The organism is Pseudomonas sp. AC463, assembly GCF_979253585.1.
Map to the genome: position 1 here is coordinate 1 of NZ_CEEDDZ010000588.1, position 274 is coordinate 274.

Below are 274 nucleotides of genomic sequence, written 5' to 3' on the forward strand. Positions count from 1 at the left end.
GCGTGGATGCGGTCGAGCACCGGCCAGACCTGCGGCAGCGCCGACGCATAGTTGCTCGAATTATTGACCTGGCCTGCCAGAACCAGAAACGGCGCACCGTCCACGAACAGCGCGTGACGGCCATTCCGGGTTTCCAGATGCGGTACGGCCGTCTTGGCAGGCTGCGCGAAACCCGGCGTGGCGGTGGCGAGCAGCAAGCCGGCGGCGAGGTTGGCTAAACGTGTCACGGGTTTCCTACTCTGGCGGCAAAGCATGACCAGCGATCGTGCCCCGG

1 pseudogene is annotated in these 274 nt (G+C 65.7%); it reads right to left on the minus strand.

Annotation, left to right across the window (positions count from 1 at the left end):
* A pseudogene (locus AC0IYH_RS31550) lies at positions 1–227 on the minus strand (hypothetical protein); the annotation flags it as partial.
* Positions 228–274 lie beyond the last annotated feature (47 nt).